This is a genomic window from Bradyrhizobium sp. SZCCHNR1017, assembly GCF_032381375.1.
GTDB lineage: Bacteria > Pseudomonadota > Alphaproteobacteria > Rhizobiales > Xanthobacteraceae > Bradyrhizobium.
This window is the reverse complement of sequence record NZ_JAUHIR010000013.1, coordinates 123,706-145,108: the sequence shown is the minus strand read 5'-3', so window position 1 is coordinate 145,108 and position 21,403 is coordinate 123,706. Positions and strand designations below refer to the sequence as shown.

Below are 21,403 nucleotides of genomic sequence, written 5' to 3'. Positions count from 1 at the left end.
CTCGCAAGTCGCATTAAACAGTCTTTGACAAGAACTCGCTGCGCTCCCTCCCCCCTTGCGGGGGAGGGTCGGGGTGGGGGGTCCACACGGGCAGTCTTTCCTGAGACCCCCACCCCCGACCCCTCCCCGCAAGGGGGAGGGGGGGCGCATCGAATTCGGCGCGAGAGCTGCGACCTCACCTTACGGCTTGTACGAATCCGGATCCGGCGAGTCCGACGGCTTGGCGAACTCGGCCTTCAGTTCGGCCGACATCGGGGTGTTCAGGTTCAGGCCCTTCGGCGGGACCTTCTGCATGAACCACTTGTCATACAGCTTGGCGCCCTCGCCGCTGGTGTAGATCTTGGCGGTCGCGGCATCGACGACCTTCTTGAACTGCGGGTCGTCCTTGCGCAGCATGATGCCGTAGGGCTCAGGCTTCGAGAACGCGTCCTTGGAAACGACGTAGGCGGCCGGATCCTTGGAGCCGGCGACGAGGCTCGCAAGAAGAATGTCGTCCATCACGAAGGCGACGGCGCGATCGGTCTCCACCATCAGGAAGGCCTCGGCATGATCCTTGGCCGGGATGATGTTGATGCCGAGGTTGCGCGCCGCGTTGGCTTCGGTGAGCTGCTTGATGTTGGTGGTGCCGGCGGTCGACACGACCGATTTACCCTTCAGATCGTCGATCGCGTTGATCTTGCTCGACTTCTTCGAGACGTAGCGGCTCGCCGTCAGGAAGTGGGTGTTGGTGAAGGAGATCTGCTTCTGGCGCTCGGCATTGTTGGTGGTCGAGCCGCATTCCAGATCGATGGTGCCGTTGGCGAGCAGCGGGATGCGGGTCGATGACGTCACCGGGTTGAGCTTCACGTCGAGCTTGTCGAGCTTGAGCTCCTTCTTCACGGCATCGACGATGCCCATGCAGATGTCGATGGCAAAGCCGATCGGCTTCTGATTGTCGTCGAGATAGGAGAACGGGATCGAGGAGTCGCGGACGCCGAGCGTAATGGTGCCGGTCTCCTTGATGTTCTTCAGGGTCCCCGTCAGGTCCTCGGCCTGCACCTGGCCGGCGCAGAGCGCGGCGGCGACGGCAAGACCGAATAGGCGAAGCTGCTTCATAACTGATCTCCTCAATCCGGCTGATCGCCGGATGCTTGCATAAACCACAGCGAACTCAAAATGGCCCCCGCCCCCGGACGATCTCCGGCCGGACGAGCGCGGGCACCATAGACCGCCCCGCGGCGGGACGTCCTCGGACGATTGCGACAAATTGCCTGTCCCGCGTCCCCTTCGACAAGACGTCCGGGCTGAAACGGCAGCGCCGAACGTCGGGATGGTAAACTACGAGGGGCTCGCAGGCCCCGCGACCAGACGAAAGTTGCAGGCGGGCGGTTCCCGCGCGCGGCAATGCAACCGCACGGCACACGGGCCTCATGGTTCGAGACGCGCCGCGCGCAGCAACCCCGCCTTCCGTCTTCCTGGCCGGCGCGGCGCTCCTCACCAGACGCCAGGCGATGTGTGCTCATGCCTCCTTCTCGGCTCACAGCGGCTTCCGCAATTCACCAAGATCCCAGAACAGCCCGGCCATCAGGCCGAGCGCCTCGTCCGTGACATCCAGCAGGATGTGCTCATCCGGCGCGTGCTGCGAGCAGCCCGGATAGGAATGCGGCACCCACATGGTCGGCATCTTCAACACGTCGGCAAACACGTCATTGGGCAGCGAGCCGCCGAAGTTCGGCAGCACGGCGGGCGCTTTGCCGGTGCTCATCTTGATGGACTCCGCGGCCCATTTGATCCAGGGGCTGTCGATGTCGGCGCGCGAGGCCATGAAGCTCTGCGCCATGCTGACCTCGATCATCGGGAAGCCATGCGCGGCGAGATGGTTCTTCACGTCGGCCACGATGCTGTCGACCTTGGTGCCGACGACGAAACGCAGCTGCAGCACGGCGCGGGCGCGGCCGGGGATCGCATTCGCCGGCTTGTCGATATTGCCGGAGGAGATCGCGAGCACCTCGAGCGTATTCCAGGCATAGAGCCGCTCCGCCGGCGTCAGCCCCTCCTCGCCCCAATGGTCCGACAGCGCCGGCTCGTCGGCGGTCGGCTCCACCTTCACGTCGGCGAGGATGGCGCGGATCGCATTGGTGAGGCGCGGCGGCTTCAAGGTATCGAGCTTGATACGGCCATGGCCGTCGACCAGCGTGGAAATGGCATTGGCAAGGATGGTCGCGGGATTGGCGAGCACGCCGCCCCAATTGCCGGAATGATTGCCGCCCTCGCGCAGGTTGACGTCGAGATGCAACCGGATGCCGCCACGGCAGCCGAGAAAGATGGTGGGGCGCGCCGTCGACAGCCGGGGGCCGTCCGAGCCGATGAAGACGTCGGCCTTCAGCGCCTCACGATGCAGATCGGCCACCACTGCGAGATCGGGCGAGCCGATCTCCTCGCCCATCTCCATGATGAACTTGGCATTGAAGCCGAGCTTGCCGCCGCGGGCCTCGCGCACCGCGCGCAGCGCCGCCATGTTGATGCTGTGCTGGCCCTTGTTGTCGGCGGTGCCGCGGCCATAGAGACGATTGCCCGCTGGCGTCACCGCCCAGGGATCGCGGCTGTCGCGCCATTCGCCGGCCATGCCGTCGACGGTGTCGCCGTGGCCATAGCTGAGCATCGTCGGGGCGCTGTCGCTCTCGTGGTAGGTCGCGATCAAGAACGGCGACTTGCCGCTCGGCGAGGGCACGATCTCGGAGGAAAAGCCGAGCGCGGCAAAGGACGGCGTCAGCTCGTTGGTCAGATACGCCGCGAGGTCGTCCTTGCGCTCGGGATTGAGGCTCTCGGTGCGATAGGCGACCCGGCGGCCGAGCTCGGCCAAGAAGTCACCGCTCGTCAGGCTCTGACGGGCACGGGCGATTGCATCAATCCTGGTCATGGCGCTTTTCCAGTCACAACGAAGGCGGCGTCATATCGGGATCGCGCGACGAGCGGAAGGGGCTGGGTTTGAATTCAATGCTGACATCAAGCAAGTCTCGGATTTCGGAACTTGTCGCAGAGATCGATGATGGGCGTGTGTCGGGATGCGCGCTTCCGTTCTCGCGGCGCCAGGAGCGTCCGAGGTTTGCCGGTGCGGTGCCCTCGCAAGGCGGAGGGCGCGGGGATGCCCGGCGCAGGCCTCACCCATGGCTCGCCCGCAGAAGAAAAGCAGGCGGCAGTCACCACAGGTTCGGCCGGACGTCCGGCATCCTCCGCGCGACGGGAGTAACGCTCAGTTCACCGCATTGCTGACCATCACCTCGATCAGCTTGGCGCCGGGGCGGCGGAACGCCGCCGAGAGCGTCGGCTGCAATTCACGGGGATCGCTGATGCGCATTGCCTCGCAGCCGAGCGAGCGGGCGAGCCCGGCAAAATCCACCTGCGGATCGACAAAATCCATGCCGATATAGTTGTCGTCACCGTGGAACGACAGCAGCCGCTGCTTGATGATGCGGTAGCCGCCATTGTTGACGATGACCACCGACAGCGGCAGCTTGTGATGCGCTGCGGTCCACAGCGCCTGGATCGAATACATCGCGCTGCCGTCGCCGGAGTAGCAGACCACGGGGCGATCGGGATTGGCGAGGCTGACGCCGACCGAGGCCGGCAGGCCCCAGCCGATGCCCCCCGAGGCGAGCGCGTGATAGTTGTAGCGGTCGCGATACGGCCACAGCGCCGTCATGTAGCGCGCCGAGGTCAGGCCTTCGTCGACCAGGATGCCGTGCTCCGGCATGGCCTCGGCGACCTGCAGCGCCAGGTAGTCCGGATCGATCGGCGTCCGCTCGCGCGCCGCTTCGATCTGCGCGGCCAGCTTGCGCCGCCGCGCGCTCCAGTTCTTCGAGGACAATTCGGCCAGGCGTTCCTGCGCACGCGCCTGCAGGGCCGCGCCGCCGAGCTCGCGCAAGAGCGGCGTGAGCTGAAGCAGCGTCTCGCGAACGTCGGCCTTCAGCGCGATCTCGGCACCGAAATTCTTTCCCAGCTCCCAATCGACGAGGCCGATCTGCACGATCGGCAAGCCCTCGGGCAGGGGCTCGATGTCGCTATGCACGGACATCCGCAAGGGATCGGCGCCGAGCACGATGAGAAGATCGTGTGGCGCGAGCAGGTCGCGGACCTGCTGCTGCGCGCGCGACAATGAGCCGATGTAGCAGGGATGCTCGGACAGGAAATGCGCGCCATAGGGCGCGGACTGCTGATGCACGGGAGCGCCGATCGCCGACGCGAACTCGGCCGCCTGCCGCAGCGCATCGCTCTTGACGATCTCGTCGCCGGTGATGATCACCGGCCGCTGCGCCCTGAGAATGCGCTGCGCCAGCGCCTGCAACGCGTCCGCGGCCGGCAACACGCGCGCATCGACCCGGGTGGAACGGCCGAGCTCGATGCCGGCTTCGGCATTGAGGATATCGCCGGGCAGCGAGATGAAGACGGGACCGGTCGGCGGCGTGGTCGCCACCTTGGCGGCGCGCCTGATGATGCGCGGCAGGTCCTCCAGCCTCGTCACCTCGACCGCCCATTTCACCAGCGGCTCGGCCATCCGCACCAGCGGGCCGTAGAGCAGCGGCTCCATCAGGCCGTGGCCCTGCTCCTGCTGGCCGGCGGTGAGGATCATCGGCGTTCCGGTGAACTGCGCATTGTAGAGCGCGCCCATGGCGTTGCCGAGACCCGGCGCGACGTGGACGTTGCAGGCGACGAGGCGTCCCGAGGCGCGGCTGAAGCCGTCGGCGATCGCCACCACCAGACTCTCCTGCATCGCCATGACGTAGCTGAGATCGGGATGATCCTTCAGGGCATGCATGATCGGCAATTCGGTGGTGCCGGGATTGCCGAACAGATGGGTGATGCCCTCGTCCTTGAGCAGCGCGAGGAAGGCCGAGCGTCCGGTCGTGCGGTTCTTCATGGGGCGGTGTCCTCCCGGGCTCAGGCTTATTGGTTGACGCGAACTCTCGCTCCACCGTCGTTGCGAGCGAAGCGAAGCAATCCAGGGTGGCGCACGCGAGTCTGGATTGCTTCGTCGCTACGCTCCTCGCAATGACGGCGGAGAGAGCGCGGACTACACCTTCGCCATCTCCTGATACACCGGATAGTCCGTGTAGCCCTTCTCCTCGCCGCCATAGAAGGTCGGGCGGTGATAGGGCGTCAGCGGCCAGCCGTGCTGCAGCCGGGCGGGCAGGTCCGGGTTGGAGATGAAGGTGCGGCCGAAGGCGATGGCGTCGGCGAGGCCGGCCCGGATCGCGGCGTCGGCCGGCTCGCCCGTGAAGCCGCCGGCGCCGATCAGGACGCCCTTCCACACCGGCCGGAACAGAGCGATGGCCGACGGCACGTTCTGCCAGTTGACGTCGGCGCGGCCGGCGCCGGAGGAGCGCGGCTCGATCAGGTGCAGATAGGCGATGCCGAGCTTGTTGAGCGCCTCGATCGCGTAGGTATAGAGCGGCATCGGCTCGGCCTCGCCGGAGCCGTTGGCGATGCCATAGGGCGACAGCCGCACGCCCACCTTGTCGGCGCCGCAGGCGTCGATTACCGCCTGCGTGACCTCGAGCAGGAAGCGGCAGCGGTTCGCGATTCCGCCGCCATAGCGGTCGGTGCGCTGGTTGCTGCGGGTCTGCAGGAACTGCTCGATGAGATAGCCGTTCGCGCCATGCACCTCGACGCCGTCGAAGCCCGCCGCGATCGCGTTGCGCGCGGCCTGGCCATAGGCCGCGACGAGCGCGGGGATCTCGTCCGTCTCCAGCGCGCGCGGCGTCTCGTAGGCCGCCGGCTTGCCGTCCGCCGTCATCGCCTTGAGATCGTCGCCGATCGCGATCGCCGACGGCGCCACCGGCAGCGCGCCGCCCGGCTGGAACGAGGAATGCGAGACGCGGCCGACGTGCCAGAGCTGCAGGAAGATGACTCCGCCCTTGGCATGCACCGCATCGACGACCTGCTTCCAGCCGGCGATCTGCGCCGCGCTGTAGATGCCCGGCACGTTCGGGCTGCCGGTGCCGGTCGGCAGCACCGGCGAGGCCTCGGCGATGATCAGCCCGCCCGGCGTCGCGCGCTGCGCATAATACTCGACGTTGAGCGGCCGCGGCGCGAGCGTCTCCCTTGCGGCGCGCATGCGGGTCAACGGCGCCATCACGACGCGGTGCTTGAGGCGATAAGGACCGATCGTGAGCGGTGAAAACAGCGCAGGCAGCATTTCGTCCCCAGATGTCGTTGCGATTGTCGATTGGGATCATCTTGTTCGCAAAACATGATGGTGGCAATGTCCGCCCCACGTCAGTACGAGCAGACCCTCCATGCCGAAAGCGAACGCCCTGCCCTCGCTCAGCCTGCGCATCGATCTCGATGACGGCGGCCGGATCGGACCGGGCAAGATCGCGCTTCTGGAGAACATCGCGCGGCACGGCTCGATCTCTGCGGCCGGGCGCGCGATGGACATGTCCTACAAGCGGGCCTGGGACCTCGTCGACGAGATCAACCGGGTATGCCGGCAGCCCGCGGTCGCGCGGCAGACCGGCGGCCGCAATGGCGGTGGCGCGGTGCTGACGACGTTCGGCGCGCAGTTGGTCGAACGTTACCGGCGCATCGAGCGTGACGCAGCTGACGCCGTGAAGAAGGATCTCGCCGCGCTGCGCAGCGACATCGAGAAGCCAAGGAAGACCCGCGGGCCCAGGGCCGCGTCGTAAGTCGTTTCCAGCCGACGCGATGCATCCGCGACCGGACTGATGCGCCTCGCGTTGCCGCCGCAAAAAACCGTCTTGCCGTCAGCCGGATGATCTTGCGGCCGCGCCAAGACGTCATACACCAGCATCTCGTCGTCATGCCGGAGAACCTGCCGTGTCTCACCCTGCCTTGTCCGCCGACCACACCGCCGTCGTCACCGGAGGCGCCTCCGGCATCGGGCTCGCCGCCGCCATGCGCTTCGCAGAGCGCGGCATGAACGTCTGCATCGCCGATGTCGACGAAGCCCGGCTGCGCGACGCCGCCGCCAGGCTCGCGGCTGCGGCCAAGCGTGGCGAGGCTGCGGTCATGACCGCCACGGTCGATGTGAGCAACCGGGACAGCGTGGTCGCGCTCGAAACGGCGGTGCGGCAGCGCTTCGGCGCGATCGACGTGCTGATGAACAATGCCGGCATCCAGCCGGGCAGCAAGCTGCTCACCGAGGCCAATTGGCAGCGCATCCTCGGCGTCAATCTGTGGGGCATCATCCACGGCGCGCAGGTGTTCGCAGCCAACATGATCGCGCAGAGCAAGCCGGCATTGATCATCAATACCGGCTCCAAGCAGGGCATCACCACGCCGCCCGGCGATCCCGCCTACAACGTCTCGAAGGCCGGCGTGAAGGCGTTCACCGAGGCGCTGCAGCACGAGCTGCGCAACACGCCCGGCTGCCAGGTGACGGCGCATCTGTTCATTCCGGGCTTCGTGTTCACGCCGCTGACGGCGAATGGCCGCGTCGAGAAGCCGGCCGCCGCCTGGACGCCGGAGCAGACGGTCGACTTCATGCTGGAGCGCGTCGCGGCCGGCGACTTCTACGTGCTGTGCCCAGACAACGACGTGCCGCGCGCGCTGGACGAGCGGCGCATCCTGTGGGCGGCCGGCGACATCGTCGAGAACCGGCCGCCACTGTCGCGCTGGCATGCCGACTACGCCGACGCATTCGCCGCGTTCGTAAAGAAATCGCCATGATCCGGCCACATCGGAGCGGCGGCGCGTAGCTGCTCCCGGTCTCATCACAAGTTACCGGACGCGTCGGATCGTCGCAAGGCGGTCCGCGTGCGCTCGGAACGTCTACCATCGACCGAATCGCTACGGTCGAACGCTCTTGCAACTCACTGATTTGCCGCGGGCGCGACATCGTCGCTGAGAGCCGGCTCCCGAAGCGCGCCTCGACCGTCAAGCGGTGAGATGTCGCAGCTCTGCGGGAGCGCCACCCGTACGCCGCACGACAATCTGACGCAGACGCATTCCACAATCCCTGCGCGAAGCAGCCACGAAGCAGGCAGCAGATGGCCCTCATCATCCGCACCCGCGTCAGCCGCGCCGCATTGCTTCGGCTCATCCGCAGTGGTGCGCAGCTTTGGGGAGTACGTCGGACATGTCGCGCCATCACCGTCACCATCACGACAGTCACCACGGTCACCATCATCACAGCGACCACCACCACCACCACCATCATCATCACGATCATCACTGCCAGCCGGCGCCTGCGCCGATGCCTCCGACGCCGCCCGCACCCACGCCGCCGACGCCCGCGCTCGGCTTTGCCGACCTCGGCGTCGTCTTCAACGACGCGACGCGCTTTCTCGAAGGCGGGCTGTGGCGCAACGTGGTCGAGGAAGGCGGCCAGGGCCTTGGCAGCGTCTACAACTACACCGGCGATCTCACCGTGATTCAGGATGGTCTGAAGGCGATGGTTGCCGCCGGCCAGTTCACCGGGCAGACGCTCACCAACATCAACAAGATCCTCGCCGACATCACGGTCGCGCAGGATGCCGCGATGGCTTCGGTGACCGGCGGCGGCGCGTTCGGCAGCATCGCCGCCGCGGAGACCGCGCTGCGCAACGCGCACCTCGACATCCTCAACGTCGTCAACAACGATCCGAACCTTGCGGGCAATGCGACCAACGCCGACGGCGTCACCGGCTTCCTGCAGGCGCCGGCGCTGCTGCCCGAAGGCGTGACGGCCGCAACCGCCGCCAAGGGCACGCTGGCCGAGCTCGGCCTGATCTTCAACGACGCCGCCAACCGGCTGATCGGCGGTGTCAACGAGAGCAACGTCGACGTCATCCAGGACGATGTCGACGCGCTGATCGCCGGCCTCAATGCGCTGGTCGCCGCCAATCCGCTGCAGTTCGGCGGCCTGACCGGCGTGCACGCGCTCGCCATCATCGACCAGCTCGCGCTCGTCAACACCCACATCAACGGCGCGGCCGGCAATGTCGACATCGGCCGCGCGCTGAACGACGACTTCCTCGACATCATCGACATCGTCGCCGGCGACACCAATCTCGCCAACATGGCGCAGCAGAACGGCCTGAACGGCTGGAGCGGCTTCGGCGACTTCCTCAACCCGACGCCGGCCTATCAGGACAACCAGGCACAGACCGATTTCTGGGCCATGTTCATCGCCCAGTCGAACGCGCTCGGCAAGGCTGCGATCGCGGCCGTCAATTCCGGCGACGCCGCCGCGATGGCGCAGGTCACCGCCGACCTGATGACCTTCAAGAAGGACGTCACCGATTTCGACGCGGCGCAGGGCGGCATCTTCCAGGCCCGCTTCGACAACGAGCTGCTCGGCGACCAGAGCACGCTCGGCGCCGAGATCGCCAAGATCCTCGAGGGCTTCCAGGCCGGCAACAAGGCGCTGGTCGCCGCGGCCGCCGACCAGATGCACCAGAACGCAGCCGATGTCGGCGGCAACAACATCCCGGTCAATGGCGGCGCCTACAATGTCGACGGCACCACGATCGGCCAGGTGCTGGCGACCACCGGCGGCGGCAACAGTGCCGACACCGCCGCGCTGCTGGCCGCGGTCACCAGCGCGCCGGCCTCGAACGTGATCATGCTTCCCAGCGCCGCGCCGGCAGCACACGCCAGCGCCGCTCCGCCAACCCTGGTCATGGACGGTCCGATGATGGAGGGGCCGATGATGGAGATGTCACAGCATCAGCATCATCACATGTGGGCGTGATCACCTGTCGCTCAGGCGCCTGCACCAGCAGGCGCCTGACGAGCGCGAGCGCGGTTTCCGTGGCCGGATCGGCCGAGATCACGGAGACCGCGAGCACGATGAGGTCGACCGGCTGGTGCGACAGCACGATCACATGCGTCGCATGCCGCGCATCCATCAGCGCCACCATGCGCTCGACGGCGGGGTCGGTGACCGCCCGCCGCCACGGCGCATCGGCCCGGCGCAGCACGCGGCTTGACGCGAGAAAGTCGCGCAGCAGCGGCGGATCATAGGCGGTCAGCTCAGCCTCGCGACAGCGGCGTGCGCTTTCGAAGACCGGCTGGCGCGTGAGCTCGGCGATCAGTTCGTCGGGCGTCGCCGCGATCGACGCCCCGATCGAGTCGAGTACGCCCGGCTCGCGCGCTTGCAGCATCGCGCGCAAGGCATCGCCGATCAGCCCGATCGTGAGCACGCCGGCCACCGCGACCGCGCAGAAGCGCATCAGTTGCGCCGCATCGACGTCCGGCGACAGCGCGGCCGCGGCAGCGCCGAGCAGGGCGGCGCCGAGGATCCGCAACAATGTCAGCAGCCCGCCCTGACGCTGCGTCTCCGCGCTGGCGCCGGCGATCAGGATCGCGGTCACCGCCAGCAGCGCGCCCAATGCGCCGAGCCGCACCGGCATGCTCGGCGCCAGTACGCGAAAATCGGTGATGATGAAGGGGATGACGATGATGGCGCCGAACGCGACGCGATCGATGGCGCGGTTCTCCCAGGCCAGCAGGCGCGCGCGGTCGCGGCGAAGCAGCAGCCAGGCGCAGGTCGCAAAGCCCGCGAGCTGAAAGGCCGACAGCATGACCGTGTGGTGGCTTTCGAACTCGGCCGGACCGAGCGCGCCGGCGAGCGCGAGCACCACGCCGCCGGCCAGCGCGATCGCCTTGAGCGCGCGATGCGCGTGTCGGCGCAGCAGACCTTCCGTCACCACCAGCGCGCCGAGCGGGATCAGCGCCGCCGGAACCAGCGAGATGCGGTCGAGAAAAGCATTGTCCGTCCACCAGGCGACGCCGCGCAGCAGGAACAGCGAGGCGACGGTCCCGAGCAGAACGACGAGCCGCGCCGTCAGCGGTCCCCTCGGGTCGCGCCGGTGCAGCATGGCGGCGGCCACCGCGAGGCCGATCGCGCCGCAGAGGTTGACGACGGAGTCCGCAACGATGCCGGCCGTCATGGCGCGGGCTCGCCGGGCGGCAGGCGCGGACGCAGCGTGCCGAACGTCCTGGTGTCGTCGAGCCAATGTACCAGCGGCAGGATCATCCGCTGCAGCGCCAGCACGCCCGAGGTCGCCAGCAGCGCCGGCAGCGAGCCCGAGGGGATTTCGCGCAGCAGATAGCGCCGGGCGGCGGCGAGATCGATCCGGCCGAGCTGCAGCAGGTCGTCGCCCCTGGTGTAGTCCAGCTCGCGCGCGCAGAAGCCGTTGTAGACGGCGTCGCGATGCTTCGGCGCATCGTCATACGTCTTCTTGAGCGCGTCGGAGCCGCCGGTATAGGCGTTGGTGATGACAAAGCGCTGTTCGTCGAACCCGGCCTCGTCGCCGACACCGAACACCGCGCGATGCGCCCGCATGATGCCGCGCGCGAGCTGAAGATGCGCAAAGCTCTGTCGGGCCTGCGGCAGCGGCGACGGATAGACGTCGGAGAAGGTCTCGCAGACCATGCCGGCCACCGCCGGCACCTGCGTGACGTTGGAGATCCATTTCGGCCGCAGCCCGTCGCGGACGAACAGCAGCAGCGTCGTGAGGCCGTAGAGCACGCCGGACAGGCCTTTGCCGCGCGCTTCCGGATCGACCATGACCAATCCGAGATGGATCACCTGCTGGCTGTCGCCATCGCGCTCGACCTGCATCACCGCGAGCGCATTGAAGGCGATCGGCCGGCCGCCCGCCTCCTCCGACACCACCGTGATGATGGCGCGCGCGAGCGGCTCGCGCGCTCCGGAGAAGATGCCGTAGGTGAGCTCGCCGGCGGGCAGCGTCTTGCCGGCAATGGTGCGGAGATCGGCCACGAGCGCCGCCAGCGCCGCATCGTCCAGGGTCGTGCCCGGGCTCTCGACGATGCGCGTGCGCAACTCCGCATGGGTGCGTAGCGACAGGTCCATCGCCTCCTGGCCGAGCGCGGTCAGCCAGAAGCCGATGCTGCGTCGGATACGCCCCACTGCTGCGACGATGTTCATGCCTCAACCTAGCACGGCGTGATCAGGAAGCGGCGCAGCCGAGATCACGGCCGCCCTGGCCGCCTTATGCCCTGGTGCTGTTAATTCACGATAACGACGCGGGACGGAGCGTGAGCGAGGGTAAACGCAGGTTGAACGACGTGAGCGGCGGACGCCTTCGCGCCCACCGCCTGCCGGCGCTGTCTCGCCGAAGTCGGAGCTTGCCCCGCAAACTTCCCCTCACCCGGATTGCATCTTCGATGCAATCCGGCCTCTCCCCGCATCCGCCTTCGCTCGTCGAGCTACGGTGGACAAGAGCGGGGAGAGGCCAAGAGAGCGAGACGACTGCGGCCGCCCTAAGCTGCCTTCGACACCTCCATCAGCAGGCGCTCGGCGCGAGCGTCTTCGATGCGATTGACGAGCTTGCCGCTCTCGTGGCGGTCGCGCAGCGTCTTGGTCAGGGTGACGCAGGTCTGCACCAGCATGACAATGCCCATCGTCAGATAGCCCTTCATCCAGAGATCGATCGGCATGAAGAAGACGCCGAGAGCGACGAGGAAGGCGGAGGCGGCGAACGAGGCGTAGGAGAAGGTGATGAAGGCGCTGCTGTGCGGCTGGGTGTTCTGGTTCATGGTCGGCTCCTATGATGACGTGGTTGTTGATGCGTTCGATCGGTCGTGACGAAAATCAGTTGGCCGGTGCGGCGCGGCCGGCCTTCAGCCGCGCCAGCACGTCGTCGGCAGTGGTCTTGATGCGTGGGCCAAAGCCCTGCTCGGCGAGCTTCTCGGCCGTGGTGATCGGCCCCGTCGCGGCATCGAGCTCCATGAGCGCCTCGTCGGCGGCCTGCGCCTCGATCTGCCGCTCCCGCAGCCGTTTCAGCGTCGCTTCGGCCTCGGGCAGCGTGCACTCGTAAGGACGCGCCGCCTCGATGCCGCCGCGGCGCAGATTGCGCACGGCCTCGGAGGCGCGCGCAATCCGCCGGCCGCGATCGAGCTCGGCAATGCGCGCCTCGGCGTTGGCGACATGTTTCTTCAGCCTGGTGATCTCGGTCGCGAACAGCGCCCGCGCCGTCCGCGCCGCGTCACACTCGGCCTCGAGGCCGGCGATCGCCTGCGCCGCCTCGCGGGCCAGATCCTCGCGGCCGCCGTCGAGCGCTGCGGTGGCGCGCACCTCGAGATCGGTGATCCGTGCCAAGGTCGCCTCGAGCCGCTTGCCCTCCTGCTGGTCCTGCGCAATGGCCAGCGCCAGCGCGCGCTTGCTGCGATCGACGGCGGCGGCGGCGTCACGCAGCTGCTGATCCAGGATCACCAGCGCGGTCCGGTCCTGCAGCTCCTCCTCCGCGACGGCCACGGTGCCCCGAAACAGCGTGAGAACGGTCTTGAACATTGTGAACTCCCTGTTATGAGCATCGCTCATGACGTTTCTTCTAGCGCAACCATGAGCGACGCTCAAGAATTATTTTGAGCGCCGCTCAATATTTTGGTTAACAATGTCCAAGACACTGGAAAGACGTGCGAAACAGCGCGAAGCCTTGATCGAGGCCGCCGAGCGGATGATCCGGACGCGGGGTCTCGCGGGTCTGAAGACGCGCGATCTCGCCCAGGAGATCGGCGTCGCCAATGGCGCGGTCTACAATCTCGTCGCCGACGTCGACGAACTGGTGCTGATGGTCGGATCACGCACCTTGGCGCGGCTCGACGCCGACCTGTCCGCAGCCGAGAGCGCGGGCCCTCCCGGCCCCGAGGCTGCGCTGGTGCGCATCGCGATCGCCTATTGCGACTTCGCCGCCCACAATCTCGAGCTCTGGCGCGCGCTGTTCGAGCACCGCATGCCGCCCGAGAAGCCGCTGCCCGACTGGGCGATCGCCGACCAGATGCACCTGTTCCGTCACATCCACCAGCCACTGGCGGCGTTGTTTCCACGGCGCTCTTTCGACGACATCAGCGTCACCGCGCGCAGCCTGTTCTCGGCCGTCCACGGCATGGTCGCGCTCGGCTTGGAGCAGAAGCTGATCGCTGTGCCGCTCGCGGCCTTGCGCGCGCAGATCGCGACCATGGTGAAGGCGATGGTGACGGGACTGGTGGCGGAGGAGACGACCGGCCGGTGACGAGGAGCTCGGCGTCGGGGGCGCAGCGTCATCGGATGCTGATGCCAACAACAAGTCCGACTGCTTCACGGCACTTCTCTCCTGCTTGCTGTCAGAGCCAATTTGCTGCCATGGCGGCGCGGCTCCCTCCTTGTTCAGCTGGAATTGACGGCGAGAACAAACAACCGCCCCATTGCTTCGCAGTATCATGCCGACGTTCGGACTTGTTCCAGACAACATGTCTGGAACTGCCGTTCCACCGACGCTCGACGACGAGTGTTAGTTCGTGTGACATGTGCAGATCTCGGCGCATGGCCACGCTCATCCGGCCGGCAGAACCTGCAGCGTATGCCGCGCGATCCAGAAAAAACTCCAACGAGTCCATGACGCGCGAGCCAAGGGGAAAATCGTGAGACATCTGCGTGCGCCCAATGACGACCGCGATCCGCCATTCCCGTCCGGCTACGACGACGGCCGGCGTCCGCTGTATGAACAACCGTGGCGCGACGAGCACGATCGGCCTACCCCTGCTGAATTCGCGTCCCGTTACGGCGTGCAGGAGGTTCCTCCGCCGCCACGGGAACGGCGTCTCCTCGGCGCGTTGAGCGTGATGGGGCTCGTGGCTGTTGCCGCGGGCGTGGCCGGCTTTGCAGCGACGAGACTTCCGACGCGGTGGACCGCTGCGCTCTCCGCCAAGAGCAGCGCGGCGGCGACAACGACGGCAACAGTCCCATCGCCGCCGGTCCAAGCCGCGCAGACCGTTGCGCCAGTCCAGGATACTCTCCGGACCGGAGCGCTCGCGAGCGCCGCTCCGGCGGTCGCGCCGGACCAGAACATGCCGCTGAGGGAGGACGACCGTGTGCCGAAGTTCGACACGCGAGTGGCCAATGCCGCGTCGGCGCAGCCGACCAGCACGCGCGCCCCGGTCCAGGGCGTGACCGATACCGAAATCAGCTTCGGAATGGCGGCGCCGTTTTCCGGGCCGGCCAGGGAGATGGGCCATCAGCTCAAGCTCGGCATCGACCTCGCATTCACTCAGGTCAACGAGGAAGGCGGTGTGCATGGCCGGCAGCTCAAGCTCTACACGGCCGATGATGCCTATGAGCCGACGCGGACGCTGAACGCGATGAAGGACCTTTACGAGCAGCACAAGGTGTTCGGATTCGTCGAGAACTACGGCAGTCCGACGGCCCTGATCTCGGTGCCGTACGCGCTCGAGCATCATGCGCTGTATTTCGGCGCCTTCACCGGGGCTCCTTCGCTTCGCCGCGATCCGCCGGACCGCTACGTCTTCAACTACCGCGCCGGCTACGCCGAGGAAGCCCATGCGCTCGTGAACTATCTCGTCAAGAGCCGCAAGCTGCGTCCGCAGGAGATCGGAGTTCTCACCCAGCAGGATGCCTATGGCGACGCGGGGTGGGAGGGCGTCAGCAGGGCGATGCACGGGCTGCGCGGCGGCGCGGGCGACGCCTTCCGCATGAGCTACAGCCGCAACACCGTCAATGTCGACGAGGCCGTCGCGCAACTGCGCCGGCAGAAGCATGCGATCAAGGCGGTGGTGCTGGTCGCCACCTTTCGCGCCGCGGCCAAGTTCATCGAGAAGACTCGCGATCTCTATCCGGACATGACCTACGCGACGATCTCCGGCGTCGGCAGCACCGGCCTCGCCAGTGAGCTGATGGTGCTCGGCCCGCGCTATGCGGACGGCGTCATCTGCACCCAGGTCACGCCGGCGGTCGACGGCTACGCCTCCGTCACCCTGAACTACAAGAAGGCGCTCGACAGATATTTTCCGGGAGAGCCGGCGGATTACTCGTCCCTGGAAGCCTATCTCACCGCCAACATCCTGATCGAAGGGCTGCGCCGCGCCGGTCCCGCGGTGGACACGGAAACGCTGGTCGATGTCCTCGAATCGATGCAGAACTACGAGCTGGGCGTCGGATCGAAGGTGAGCTTCGGCCCCTCCGACCACCAGGCGCTGCACAAGGTCTGGGGCACGCAGCTCGACAAGTCCGGCCAGTATCACGCGATTGATCTCGAATAGGCGGAATGGCTGAACTGGCCTGGGGCCGCGCTCTGCGCAGCGTGCCTGAGCGGGTTGCATTCATCGGCGGTTTCGGCCATATCGGTCGCATGATCAAGACTGAGACCTTGCACGCGAACACGTGGTGGCGCTCCATCTAGGAGCGGCACGGCCTCGTCATTCATTCGCCCGTCGCCGCCGTTCATCGGCCTGCGACGCGGTTCTTGTCATCAACAGCATCGAAGAGCTCGATCGAGCGGCGGTTCTCACTCCTGGAGAACCACGATGCCTCTCTCAATGCCAGAACGTCCCGTCATCCTGACCGGCGACAGAACCACCGGCCCCCTGCACCTCGGCCACTATGTCGGCTCGCTGCAAAACCGCATCGCGCTGCAATCGACGCATCGGCAATTCCTGCTGCTGGCCGATGCCCAGGCGCTCACGGACCACGCCCACGATCCGGCCAAGGTGAGCCGGAACGTCCTGGAGATCGCGACCGACTATCTCGCCGTCGGCATCGATCCGGAGATGACGACCATCTGCCTGCAATCGCACCTGCCGGCGCTGGCCGATCTCACGCTGCTCTACATGAACTTCGTCACGGTGGCGCGGCTCGAGCGCAACCCGACCATCAAGGACGAGATCCAGGCGCGCGGCTTCGGCCGCGATATTCCGGCCGGCTTCCTGTGCTATCCCGTTGCGCAGGCCGCCGACATCACCGCCTTCAAGGCGACCATCGTGCCGGTCGGAGACGACCAGGCGCCGCTGATCGAGCAGACCAACGAGATCGTCCGCCGCATCAACCGCCAGGCGGGCACGGAAGTGCTCCCCGAGGCACGCGCACTGATCCCGAGCGTCGGACGCCTGCCTGGCGTGGACGGCAAGGCCAAGATGAGCAAATCACAGGGCAACACGATTCCGCTCTCCGCCACCGCGGACCAGATTCGCGATGCCGTCCGCCGCATGTTCACCGATCCCGGCCACGTCAGGGCCGCCGATCCGGGCCGCGTCGAAGGCAATGTCGTCTTCACCTATCTCGACGCGTTCGACGACGATCCTGCGGCGGTCGCGGACCTGAAGGCGCGCTACGTCCGCGGCGGCCTCGGCGACAGCGTCGTGAAGCAGCGACTTGATGACGTGCTGCAGGCCGTGGTCGCGCCGATCCGCGACCGGCGGGCGGCGTTTGCGCGTGATCCCGGCCACGTTCTCGAGATCGTCAGGCGCGGCACCCAACTGGCGCGCACCGTCACCGATGCGACCTTGCGTGACGTCCGCGAGGCCCTGGGCCTGTTCGCGCTGCATGAGCGGTGCGATGCTAATGCTTGATAACATGAATTAACTAATTCTCGCTCCGCTGCGTTACTGGAACACGAAGCGGCTGTGCGTGTCCCGTTGAAATAGACGCCGCGCTGTCAAGCGTCCGCGAAAGGCGCTATGCTGTGTTAGCGCCTGCCCAACCGTGATGCCGAGATCCGGCTTCGAAGTATCCAGCACTCGCGTTTCACCCGGGAGAACACATGGCGAAGCGACCCATCGTAAAGCCGCAGACGGCCGCAAAGCCGCCGCCAAGGAAGCAGGCTTTCGATCCGGCGGTGTTCCTCAAGACCGAAGGCCCAGGCCGGACGATCGGGAAATACCGAAAGGACCAGCAGATCTTTTCTCAGGGCGGCCCCGCCGATGTGCTGTTCTATATCATCACCGGCACGGTCAAGATCGTCGTCCATTCCGAGCAGGGCAAGGAGGCGGTCATCGCGCTGCTCGGGCAGGACGACTTTTTCGGCGAAGGCTGCCTGGCCGGCCAGTCTCATCGGCTGTCGGCGGCGTCGGCCATCACGGACAGCGAAATCCTGCGGATCACCAAATCGGCCGCGCTGAGCGCCCTGCGTGAGCAGCCGGCGTTCTCCGAGATCTTCGTTTCGCACATTCTCGCCCGCACGATCCGCGTCGAGGCCGATCTCATCGATCAGCTGTTCAATTCGAGCGAGAAGCGCCCTGCGCGGGCGCTACTGCTGCTGGCCAATTTCGGCAATGACGGCAAGCCGCAGCGGGTCATCGCGAAGGTCAGCCAGGAGATGCTGGCCGACATGATCGGCACCACCCGCTCGCGCGTCAGTCACTTCATGAACAAGTTCCGCAAGCTGGGCTTCATCGACTACAACGGTCACCTCGAGATCAACAGCTCCCTGCTGAACGTCGTCCTGCACGATCAGCCGCATATCGCAGGCGACAAGTCGGTCGGAGGCAAAGGTCCGCTGAAGAGCTTGTGACCGGGCATCGCGAGATCGAGCTGGGGCCGCCCTGCTCGGCTCGATCCACGCCACCATCACATCATTGCCACCATCATATCACTGCAGCTGACTGCGCACCGCCGTCGTAGGCGGCTGGAGAAACGCATCGAACCGCTGCTTGACGATGGCGTAGCATTCGCACGAGGCTTTCTCGAGGCCGGGCCGGTCGAGTACCTGGATGGTGCCGCGACGATAGCTGATCAGGCCGGCCGCCTGCATGGATTGCGCGGCAAGCGTCACCGACTTGCGATTGGCCCCGAGAATCTGCGACAGGAACTCGTGCGTATACGGAAGCACCGCCCCTTCGGCCCGGTCGTGCATCATCAGCAGCCATCGGCAGATGCGCTCTTCCGTCGAATGCATCGCATTGCAGGCCACCGTCTGCTGAACCTGGGACAGCAGCGTCTCGGAGTAGCTGACGAGAAGATTGCGCACATGTTCGCTGGAATCGAACTCGTGCTGCAGCAGCTCGATCGGACACCGGACGGTATGCCCTTCGAGTTGAACGATGCAACGGTTGAAGGAGGCCCGGCTGTACATGGCGGCGAAGAGGCCGAAGGCGCCCTCGCGACCGATATTGGCCGTCTCGATGGCGTCGCCGTTCTCCAGCACGGTCAACAGCGACAACACCGATCCTCTCGGGAAATAGGCATGCCGGAGATGGCCGCCCGCCTCGCAGACCACGGCGCCGAGCTTGAAATCAACGGGCTCGAGGTGCGGCTCGATCCGGCCGCGGCTGTCCGGCGCCAGGGCATCGAGCAGCTGATTGCTCCGCAGATCGCGATCGGTTTGCGCCTTGATCATTCCAAAACTGACAAGCCACGATGAGGGACGGAGGCCACGGCGCAGAGGCGGCTGTCCGCGCCGTCGCCCCCGTTTCTTGGGCGCTCTCGACCGGCAAGTCCGAGCAAAATTGCTCACGAGCTCCCGCACGCAAGGCTCCCCCGCCGCGCCGCAACAACGGCCCTGCTCGCTCATCGCGCATCCGGCGATTTCACTGACTCGGATCGTCCGATTCCGCGCCGGGATTTCCGGCGGCCCGATCGGTCCAGAAGGCGGCCATCCGCAGACAATGCGCCTGCAGGTCCGGATCGACGGCATCGCGCGCAAGTTGCGTGAAATCCGCCGCCAGACGCAGGCATTCACGGATGAAATTGAGGTCGTTGACGGATTCGGACAGGACACACCCCTTCGACGGGATCCATCTGTCACACGCCCCACGGCTCGCTGTCGGTGGGCCACACCACCGAGCGGCCCAAAAGAATGGCCGCCGAATGAGCGGATCTGGCCGGCGCGCCAACCCGGCCTGCCGCCCGGCTCAAGGCTGGCCGATCGCGCATATGGCGGTTTCCGTGAGGATGGTGCCGCCCACCCTCTGACGGGCTGCAAGAGCGCGCGTCGCGCCGCGGCGCCGGTGCCCGCTCTCCGTGGAAGGTCCTCTGGATGAGCGCGCGGGCACGGCAAGCGTCAGGTGCAACTGCCAAGCGCCCCCTCGACGCGAGCCGGGGCGCCTTTCGCCTCGATCCGGCTCGCGACGAATTGCGCTGCGGCAAACTGGACCATGTCCGCTTTTGCTCAGACTCCGGCCGGTGAACGGCAACACAATAGCCCTACAATATCAAATCGTAAGGAAGAGAGCCGCGGGGAATTTGTAGTCGGGGTGCGTTCTGTTTTGGAGAATCCGCGTGTTGGGACATCAGAGCCAAGATACCGCTTTTCCGATCCTTCTCGAGCGCGCGGGCGTCCGGAATGACATGCGCAGCTACAGGCTCATCCAACAATCTGCGCTCGCCGAATTCAGTCGTGCTGCATTGCAGACCCGCGACATCCACGTCGCTCTTCAGCGCGCCGCCGCGCTCGGTGCCAAGGGCCTCAATGCACCGTTCGCGATGGTGATGGAATTCGTGGCGGACGGAAAGAGACAGCTGGTCCGCGCGGGGTACGGATGGCCGAGCTCGGTCGAACAATCATCGTTCGTCGTGGACAGTACCTCGCCTGCCGGACGCGCCTTCCAGACGGGTCAAGCCATCATCACCGGTCGCGCTCCCCCGGATGATCGCTTCGAGATACCGGGGCTTCCGGTAGACCGCGGCATCAAGACGTCGATCAGCGTCCGGATCGATCGCGGCGGACGAGGCGGCGGCTATTTCGGCGTGCTCCAGGTCGACAGTCCGGCCCCCCGCCGCTTCGACGAGGCGGACGCTGCCTTCCTCACCGAATTCGCCGACATCGTCGGGATTGCAATCGAGCGCCTGCATGAGGAGACGCGGCTCCGGGACGCCTTGGACCATCAAGCCATGCTGACGCGCGAAATGGGTCACCGCGTCAAGAACAGCCTGTCTTCCGTCGTGGCCATGCTCCGGGTGCAGGCATTCGGGACGGATTCCGTTGAGGCCAAGCTTGCCCTCGGCGAGGCCGGATCGCGCGTGGCAGCCATTGCCCAGGTTCATGATCATCTCTCGCGGGCATCACAGATCGGCTTCATCGACGTCGACGTCTTCCTCATAGACTTCTGCAAGAGGCTGCAACGCGTCGCGGGAGCGCATATCCTGAACTGTGATGCCCACCCGATACGGCTGTCGGCCGATCACGCCGTGCCTCTCGGTCTCCTGCTCAATGAGTTGGTCAGCAACGCCGTGAAACATGCCTATCCTGGCCAGGACGGACCGATCGACATCTCCGCCCGCGACATCGACGGTTGCCTGCAGCTCAGCGTGTCCGATCAGGGCGTCGGTCTGCCCGATGGTTTCGACATCGATCAACCGCGCACAAGCCTGGGGTTCCGGATGATCAAGGGGATGGTCCAGCAGCTTCGCGGCCGTCTCACCCTGAGCGCCAACCAGCCGACTGGCACGCGTGTCCTGTTCGAACTGCCGATCCTCCCCCGCAATGAAGCGGTTGTCCCGGCAGCCCTCGTCACCGCAGAGCGCCCGGTGCTGGAGAAGGCCCGGTGATCCCTTGCGCGATCATCCCACCGGCCACCGCGGCCGATGCGATCCGCTGCTGACAAGGCTGGCCGCTTGCTCGAACGGCGCCTCTTGTCAGAGCACCTCGTCCACGCTTCGCTGATGGCGATCAGCGCGCTACGCGCTCCATGGTGAGATCACCTGCGCCGGCGCGGCGGCATTTACCGGGCGGAAACCGTTGCTGTC

The 21,403-nt window shown here is 66.3% G+C and carries 19 protein-coding genes; 10 read left to right on the top strand and 9 right to left on the bottom strand.

All coding sequences use genetic code 11. From position 1 onward, the window contains the following. Positions 1-180: 180 nt before the first annotated feature. From QW863_RS27360 to QW863_RS27345, 4 genes are all read right to left on the bottom strand, one after another. The gene (locus tag QW863_RS27360; RefSeq protein WP_315716631.1) at positions 181-1,095 is read right to left on the bottom strand and encodes an amino acid ABC transporter substrate-binding protein; all 915 of its coding nucleotides are present in this window, start codon (positions 1,093-1,095) and stop codon (positions 181-183) included. Between the two features lie 421 nt (positions 1,096-1,516). Continuing rightward, positions 1,517-2,899 carry a M20 family metallopeptidase gene (locus QW863_RS27355; RefSeq protein WP_315716630.1) on the bottom strand — a complete coding sequence of 461 codons (1,383 nt, stop codon included), beginning with the start codon at positions 2,897-2,899 and terminating at the stop codon, positions 1,517-1,519. A 333-nt stretch (positions 2,900-3,232) separates the two neighbouring features. Beyond that, positions 3,233-4,897, bottom strand: a complete 1,665-nt coding sequence (locus tag QW863_RS27350; RefSeq protein ID WP_315716629.1) for a thiamine pyrophosphate-binding protein — start codon at positions 4,895-4,897, stop codon at positions 3,233-3,235. Positions 4,898-5,050: 153 nt separating this feature from the next. Then, entirely contained in the window at positions 5,051-6,175 is a 1,125-nt protein-coding gene (locus tag QW863_RS27345; protein WP_315716628.1) for an alkene reductase, read from the bottom strand. A gap of 100 nt (positions 6,176-6,275) precedes the next feature. On the opposite strand from QW863_RS27345, the gene QW863_RS27340 reads away from it, so the two are divergent. The 3 genes from QW863_RS27340 (at position 6,276) to QW863_RS27330 (ending at position 9,673) form a co-directional block, all read left to right on the top strand. Further along, positions 6,276-6,665: a winged helix-turn-helix domain-containing protein gene (locus QW863_RS27340; protein ID WP_315716627.1), complete on the top strand. Its 390-nt coding sequence runs from the start codon at positions 6,276-6,278 to the stop codon at positions 6,663-6,665. A 151-nt stretch (positions 6,666-6,816) separates the two neighbouring features. Continuing rightward, positions 6,817-7,668: an SDR family NAD(P)-dependent oxidoreductase gene (locus QW863_RS27335; protein ID WP_315716626.1), complete on the top strand. Its 852-nt coding sequence runs from the start codon at positions 6,817-6,819 to the stop codon at positions 7,666-7,668. Positions 7,669-8,077: 409 nt separating this feature from the next. Continuing rightward, positions 8,078-9,673: a hypothetical protein gene (locus QW863_RS27330; RefSeq protein ID WP_315716625.1), complete on the top strand. Its 1,596-nt coding sequence runs from the start codon at positions 8,078-8,080 to the stop codon at positions 9,671-9,673. Here QW863_RS27330 and QW863_RS27325 read toward each other — a convergent pair. The 4 genes from QW863_RS27325 to QW863_RS27310 all read right to left on the bottom strand — a co-directional run bounded on the left by QW863_RS27325 (position 9,600) and on the right by QW863_RS27310 (position 13,240). Beyond that, positions 9,600-10,874, bottom strand: a complete 1,275-nt coding sequence (locus tag QW863_RS27325) for a hypothetical protein (protein WP_315716624.1) — start codon at positions 10,872-10,874, stop codon at positions 9,600-9,602. The two genes, QW863_RS27330 and QW863_RS27325, sit on opposite strands and share 74 nt — an antisense overlap. Continuing rightward, entirely contained in the window at positions 10,871-11,875 is a 1,005-nt protein-coding gene (locus QW863_RS27320) for a hypothetical protein (protein WP_315716623.1), read from the bottom strand. The genes QW863_RS27325 and QW863_RS27320 overlap by 4 nt, the downstream gene beginning before the upstream one ends. A 335-nt stretch (positions 11,876-12,210) precedes the next feature. Then, on the bottom strand, positions 12,211-12,486 hold the full coding sequence (locus QW863_RS27315; protein WP_315716622.1) for a YiaA/YiaB family inner membrane protein: 276 nt from the start codon (positions 12,484-12,486) through the stop codon (positions 12,211-12,213). 55 nt (positions 12,487-12,541) lie between these two features. Continuing rightward, the gene (locus QW863_RS27310; RefSeq protein WP_315716621.1) at positions 12,542-13,240 is read right to left on the bottom strand and encodes a PspA/IM30 family protein; all 699 of its coding nucleotides are present in this window, start codon (positions 13,238-13,240) and stop codon (positions 12,542-12,544) included. A gap of 103 nt (positions 13,241-13,343) precedes the next feature. Between QW863_RS27310 and QW863_RS27305 the strand changes: the two genes are divergently transcribed. From QW863_RS27305 to QW863_RS27285, 5 genes are all read left to right on the top strand, one after another. After that, positions 13,344-13,961, top strand: a complete 618-nt coding sequence (locus QW863_RS27305; protein ID WP_315716620.1) for a TetR/AcrR family transcriptional regulator — start codon at positions 13,344-13,346, stop codon at positions 13,959-13,961. Positions 13,962-14,349: 388 nt separating this feature from the next. Continuing rightward, positions 14,350-15,984, top strand: a complete 1,635-nt coding sequence (locus QW863_RS27300; protein ID WP_315716619.1) for an ABC transporter substrate-binding protein — start codon at positions 14,350-14,352, stop codon at positions 15,982-15,984. Positions 15,985-15,989: 5 nt separating this feature from the next. Further along, on the top strand, positions 15,990-16,124 hold the full coding sequence (locus QW863_RS27295) for a hypothetical protein (protein WP_315716618.1): 135 nt from the start codon (positions 15,990-15,992) through the stop codon (positions 16,122-16,124). A gap of 124 nt (positions 16,125-16,248) precedes the next feature. Continuing rightward, positions 16,249-17,289: a tryptophan--tRNA ligase gene (trpS, locus tag QW863_RS27290; RefSeq protein WP_315716617.1), complete on the top strand. Its 1,041-nt coding sequence runs from the start codon at positions 16,249-16,251 to the stop codon at positions 17,287-17,289. Positions 17,290-17,480: 191 nt separating this feature from the next. Continuing rightward, positions 17,481-18,230, top strand: coding sequence for a Crp/Fnr family transcriptional regulator (locus tag QW863_RS27285; protein ID WP_315716616.1), 750 nt, complete (start codon positions 17,481-17,483; stop codon positions 18,228-18,230). A gap of 78 nt (positions 18,231-18,308) precedes the next feature. On the opposite strand, the gene QW863_RS27280 is transcribed toward QW863_RS27285, so the two are convergent. Continuing rightward, positions 18,309-18,881 carry a Crp/Fnr family transcriptional regulator gene (locus tag QW863_RS27280; protein WP_315716615.1) on the bottom strand — a complete coding sequence of 191 codons (573 nt, stop codon included), beginning with the start codon at positions 18,879-18,881 and terminating at the stop codon, positions 18,309-18,311. Between the two features lie 21 nt (positions 18,882-18,902). Here QW863_RS27280 and QW863_RS27275 point away from each other — a divergent pair, with 21 nt between their 5' ends. After that, entirely contained in the window at positions 18,903-19,079 is a 177-nt protein-coding gene (locus QW863_RS27275) for a hypothetical protein (protein ID WP_315716614.1), read from the top strand. A gap of 857 nt (positions 19,080-19,936) precedes the next feature. Beyond that, complete coding sequence (locus QW863_RS27270; RefSeq protein ID WP_315716613.1) at positions 19,937-21,205, top strand: sensor histidine kinase; 1,269 nt, start codon at positions 19,937-19,939, stop codon at positions 21,203-21,205. The last annotated feature ends 198 nt before the right edge of the window (positions 21,206-21,403 follow it).